The organism is Streptomyces sp. 8L, assembly GCF_020176795.1.
In the GTDB taxonomy this organism is placed as follows: Bacteria; Actinomycetota; Actinomycetes; order Streptomycetales; family Streptomycetaceae; genus Streptomyces.
In genome coordinates this window covers 1-5,274 of sequence record NZ_JAIUKE010000642.1, presented here as the reverse complement: position 1 = coordinate 5,274, position 5,274 = coordinate 1, and the positions used below count along the sequence as shown (strand labels likewise).

5 protein-coding genes are annotated in these 5,274 nt (G+C 74.0%); 3 read left to right on the top strand and 2 right to left on the bottom strand.

Annotated elements, in window-relative coordinates:
• The first annotated feature begins 145 nt into the window (after positions 1-145).
• Positions 146-1,111, top strand: coding sequence for a pyridoxal-phosphate dependent enzyme (locus LCE31_RS36320; RefSeq protein WP_225022180.1), 966 nt, complete (start codon positions 146-148; stop codon positions 1,109-1,111).
• A 144-nt stretch (positions 1,112-1,255) separates the two neighbouring features.
• Here the strand turns inward: LCE31_RS36320 and LCE31_RS36315 are convergent, their stop codons facing one another.
• Positions 1,256-2,119, bottom strand: coding sequence for a helix-turn-helix domain-containing protein (locus tag LCE31_RS36315; RefSeq protein ID WP_225022179.1), 864 nt, complete (start codon positions 2,117-2,119; stop codon positions 1,256-1,258).
• A gap of 134 nt (positions 2,120-2,253) precedes the next feature.
• Here LCE31_RS36315 and LCE31_RS36310 point away from each other — a divergent pair, with 134 nt between their 5' ends.
• Positions 2,254-3,273, top strand: coding sequence for an aldo/keto reductase (locus LCE31_RS36310; protein ID WP_225022177.1), 1,020 nt, complete (start codon positions 2,254-2,256; stop codon positions 3,271-3,273).
• 153 nt (positions 3,274-3,426) lie between these two features.
• Here LCE31_RS36310 and LCE31_RS36305 read toward each other — a convergent pair whose 3' ends face one another.
• The gene (locus LCE31_RS36305; protein WP_225022175.1) at positions 3,427-4,032 is read right to left on the bottom strand and encodes a TetR/AcrR family transcriptional regulator; all 606 of its coding nucleotides are present in this window, start codon (positions 4,030-4,032) and stop codon (positions 3,427-3,429) included.
• A gap of 270 nt (positions 4,033-4,302) precedes the next feature.
• Between LCE31_RS36305 and LCE31_RS36300 the strand changes: the two genes are divergently transcribed.
• Positions 4,303-5,274 (top strand): DMT family transporter (locus LCE31_RS36300; protein ID WP_225022173.1); only part of this gene is annotated, 972 nt, incomplete at its 3' end.

Below are 5,274 nucleotides of genomic sequence, written 5' to 3'. Positions count from 1 at the left end.
GTCCCGCCCTCCCAGGCGCCGAGCGCGGCCGGGCGGAGGTCGTCGAAAACCCGCTGGCCGCGCGAGGGACCCCATGGGATACGTTCGCACCGTTCGGTAACCCGTACGGCCGATGCCGGCCGTCCCGCCGCCCTGGAGGGGCCCCATGACGAACACCCCGCCGGTCACCTTCACCGACGTACGTGACGCCGCCGAGCGGATCAAGGGCGTCGCGCACCGCACGCCCGTCCTGCGGTCGCGGACCCTCGATGAGCTGGTGGGCGCCGAGGTGTACCTGAAGTGCGAGAACCTCCAGCGGATCGGGGCCTTCAAGTTCCGGGGCGCGTACAACGCCGCCTCCCGGCTGTCGCCCGGGCAGCTGGCCGCGGGCATCGCCGCGTACTCCTCCGGCAACCACGCGCAGGCCGTCGCCCTCGCCGCGAGCGAACTCGGCAGCACGGCCGTGATCCTCATGCCGGAGGACACCCCGCGCTCCAAGCGGGAGGCCACGGCGGGCTACGGCGCCGAGGTCCTCACGTACGACCGCTACACCGGTGACCGCGTCGCGCTCGGCGAGGCGATGGCCGCGGAGCGCGGCCTGGCCCTCATCCCGCCGTACGAACACCCGGACGTCATCGCGGGCCAGGGAACCGCGGCGCTGGAGCTGATGGAGGAGGTCGCGGGGCTGGACACGCTGGTCGTGCCGGTCGGCGGCGGCGGGCTGCTCGCCGGCGCCTCGACCGCGGCCAAGGCGCTCGACCCCGCGATCCGCGTGATCGGCGTCGAGCCCGAGGCCGGTGACGACACGAAGCGCTCCCTGGAGGCGGGCTCCCGCGTCACGATCCCGGTGCCGCGGACCATCGCGGACGGCCAGGCCGCGGAGACGCCGGGCGAGCTGACGTTCTCGATCAACAAGCGCCTCGTGGACGGGATCGCCCTCGTCTCGGAGGACGAGATCCGCGGCGCCATGCGGCTGGCCTTCGAGCGGCTGAAGACGGTCGTCGAGCCCAGCGGTGCCACCGGCCTCGCCGCGGTGCTCGCCGGGCGGGTCCAGGGTGCCCGCCGCGTGGGCGTGATCATCTCGGGCGGCAACATCGACGCACACCGCTTCGCGGAACTCTGCGGCGACTGACGCGGTACGGGCGGGCGGCGGGTGGTCCCGCCCGCCCGGCCGGTGGCCCCGCGCCCCGGGCGGTGCGCACGCCACCCAGAGGCGGTGCGCACGCCACCCGGAGAAGGGTGCGCACGCCATCCCCGGGAAGCCGGGAGGGAGAGATCAGGAGCCGGCCGGGGCCGCCAGCCGGCGGAGCGCCGCCTCGGCGGGCGAGCCGGGCTCCGCGGTGTGCATCCCCAGGATCTGATCGGGGTCGGTGGTCGGTGCCAGCGTCTCGTAGCCGAGCACCAGCTCGCCGGCCACCGGGTGCCGGTAGTGCTTCACGCCGTGCCCGCGCTCCGACACGTCGTGATCGGCCCACCACCGGCCGAAGTCCGCGTCCCGCTCGGACAGTTCGGTGACGAGGTCCGCGAGGAGCGGATCGTCGGGGTGGCGTCCCGCGTACAGCCGCAGACCGGCGACGGTGCTGCGGGCGGCGGCGGGCCAGTCGGCGTACAGCGTCCGCGCGGCGGCGTCGAGGAAGAGGAAGCGCACCATGTTCCGTTCCCGTACGGGCAGCGCCTCGAAGTCGGTGTAGAGCGCGCGGGCGAGGGCGTTGCTCGCGAGGACGTCGTAGCGGCGGCCGAGCACCAGCGCCGGGGTGGTGTCGAGCGTGCCGAGGACCCGCAGCAGCCCGGGCCGCACCCGCTGCACCGTCCACGCCTCGGGGGCCCGCCGGCGCCGGTGCGCGGGACCCGCGAGCGTGAACAGGTGCGCGCGCTCGGTGCCGTCCAGCCGCAGCGCCCTGGCGAGCGCCTCAAGCACCGCGTCCGAGACGTTCGCGCCGCGTCCGCGCTCCAGGCGGATGTAGTAGTCCACACTCACCCCGGCCAGCCGGGCGACCTCCTCGCGCCGCAGCCCCTGCACCCGGCGCGGCCCCTGCCACGCGTCGGCGGACAGCCCCGCCTCGCGGGGTGAGACCCGGGCCCGCCGGGTGCGGAGGAACTCCCTGAGCTCCGTGTTCGCCTCGTGGTCGGCCTCCCTCATGGGCCCAGCGTATTCCCGCTTCCCGGCGCGATGCCCGGTCCGAGGGGTTCTCGCGGTACCTGCCTCGTGCGCTGCGACCCCCCTTCCGCGGTGTTTAGCTGGTCGGCGGAGAACGAAACGGCGGAAGAGGGCATATGGAACGCAGAATCCTCGGCGGTACGGGCATGTCCGTGAGCGAGTTCGCCCTGGGGACGATGATGCTCGGCGCGATGGGCAACCCCGACCACGACGAGTCGGTGCGCATCATCCACACCGCGATGGACGCGGGCGTCAACTTCATCGACACGGCGGACGTCTACTCCGACGGCGAGAGCGAGACCATCGTCGGCAAGGCACTCAAGGGCCGCCGCGACGACGTCGTCCTCGCGACGAAGTTCTCGATGCCGATGGGACCTGACGCCAACCAGCGCGGCGGGTCCCGCAAGTGGATCATGCGCGCGGTCGAGGGGAGCCTGCGCCGGCTGGGCACGGACTACATCGACCTCTACCAGATGCACCGCTGGGACCCGGTCACGGAACTCGACGAGACGCTGTCCGCGCTCTCCGACCTCGTCGGCGCCGGCAAGGTGCGCGCCTTCGGCGGCTCGCTCCTGCACGCGGAACAGATCGTGGAGACGCAGTGGGCCGCCGAGCGCGGGAGACACCACAGGTTCCGGTCCGAACAGCCGCAGTACAACATCCTGCTGCGCGGTATCGAGAACGACGTCCTGCCCACCGCGCGGCGCCACCGCATGGGCGTCCTGACGTTCGGGCCGCTCGGCTCCGGCTGGCTCTCGGGGCGCGCCGACCCGCTGGCGGGACACCGCAACGCGGGCATCGGAGCGCAGCTGTTCGACCAGTCGGACCCCGGCAACCGGGCGAAGGCCGAGGCCGTGGCGGCGCTGGCGCGGGTCGCCGACGAGGCGGGCCTTCCGATGCCGCACCTGGCCACCGCGTTCGTACGGGCCCATCCCGCCGTCACGTCCGTCCTGATCGGACCGCGTACGCCGGAGCACCTCGACGGTCTCCTGTCGGGCGCGGACGTGGTGCTCGGCGACGACGTGCTCGACCGGATCGACGCGATCGTGCCGCCCGGCACCGATCTGAACCCCAGTGACCGGATGTTCGTGCCGTCGGCCCTGGACGACAAGCGGTCGCGGCGCATCGCCCACTGACCCGCCGGCCACCGCCGTCCCCGCCCCGCGCGCCACCGCCGTCCCGCATCCCCGGCGCACGGCTCGCGCGCCCTCAGCGCACGGGGACGGCGGCGCTGTGCCGATCGCGGTGACGTGTGTCGATGGCCCTGACGACGGCCTTGGCGCGCGCCCTCAGCGCACGGGGACGGCGGCCTCGCGCATCTGCGTGATGCTCCAGTCCACAGCCGCTTTCAGATGGTCCGCCCGGCCGGTCGCCAGCATGATCGACACACCGCCCTGGATACCCGCGAGGAGCGACGCCGCCGCGCCGTCGACATCGTAGGAGGCGGGCAGCAGTCCGGCGTCGCGCAGGGCCCTGATGCCCGCCGCGAGATGTTCCTGCCAGGAGCGCAGCAGCTCCGCGACGATCGCGCGGGCGCCCGGTGTCGACCGGCCGACCTGCTGGAACAGGGTGCCGAGCGGGCAGGTGTCGCCCTGCGCCTCGTACCGTGCCACGACGGCGTCCCGCCACAGACCCCAGGCCTTCCACGTGTCCAGGCAGCTCAGATACGGCTGCTGGTCGCTGAGGACGCGGTCCGCCTCGTACTGCGCGACGGCCAGCAGAAGCTGGTCCTTGCCCTCGGGGAAGTAGTGGAACAGCTGGCTCTTGCTGGTGCCGGAGCGCTCCCTGATGTCGTCGAGCGTCGCGACGGGCCCCACTTCGCGCAGCACCAGCGCTGCGGACTCCACGATCCGGGCGCGGGTCGCCCGGCCCTTCGCCGTCAGAGCGGCTGTCATCGGATCGGTCCTCCCACGCGGTGCCGCGCCTCGCTGGACCTGACGGTCCAGTCCCGCGGTCCAGAGTACCGCCGGCCCGCGGCGCGCCACACGGCCCGGCGCGTACGGGAGTGCCGGACACGGCGCGTTCCGTCCGGCGCCGCACATCCCGCCTCCGTCGAGCCCGTATGTCCCGATACGGATGTACGGCGTCCGGCGATAATCGCTCTCTCCCATACATGCTTCGGCAGTCAAGCGGCTGATGCGTATACCGTCCTACGCTCCGGGCCCATGAGCGTGCGAAACAACGGAGCCAGGACGGGCGCCGCCGGAGTGCTGGGTGCCGCCGTGCTGTGGGGCACCGTCGGACCCGCGCAGGTGCTGGCCGGCGCGCCTTTGGGCGCCGCCGCACTCGGCGGGTGGCGCCTCCTCGTCGGAGGGGCCGTGCTGTGGCTCGTCGCCGGGCGGGACCCCGGCACGCTGCGCTCGCTCATGGGCCGCCCCATCCGCCTTCCGCTGCTCGGCTGCGCCCTCGCGACCGGCCTCTACCAGGTGACGTTCCTCTTCTCGGTGGCACGGACGGGCGCCGCACTCGCCACCGTCGTCGCGCTCGGCACCGCGCCCGCCGCCACCGGGCTCGCGGCGCGGCTGCTCGTCGGTGAACGCCTCGGAGCCTCCTGGGCCGCGAGCACCGCGGGCGCGGTGCTCGGCTGCGTCCTGCTGAGAGGGTCAAGCGGAGGCGGAGGCGGCGGAGTTGACGGGGTGGGCGTGCTGTGCGGCGTGGTCGCCGGGGTGTGCTACGCGCTGTACACCGTGCTCGCCAAACGGCTGGTGGAGACCGCGCCCGCCGTCCACCCGCCGACCGTCTCGGCCGTCGCCCTCACGGTGGGCGCGCTGCCGCTGCTGCCGTGGATGGCGGCGGACCTGCCGGGGCTCGGCCACGCGTCGAGCGCGGGGCTGCTGCTCTGGCTGGGTGTCGTCGCGACGGCCCTCGCGTACTGGCTGTTCTCCCTGGGACTGCGCCATGTCGGGGCGGGCGTGGTGGGCACGCTCAGCCTCGCGGAGCCACTCGCGGCGGCCCTGCTGGGAGCGCTCGTGCTGCGTGAACACCTCACACCGCTCGCCTGGTGCGGCTGCGCGCTGATGTTCGCCGGCCTCGGCGCGGCGTCGGTGCCGGGCCGCTCGCGCCGCCCCGGAACCCCACACGAGGAGGACGGGCCGGGGGCGAGTAAGGCGGGGCCGGACGAGGTAACGGACGGGCGA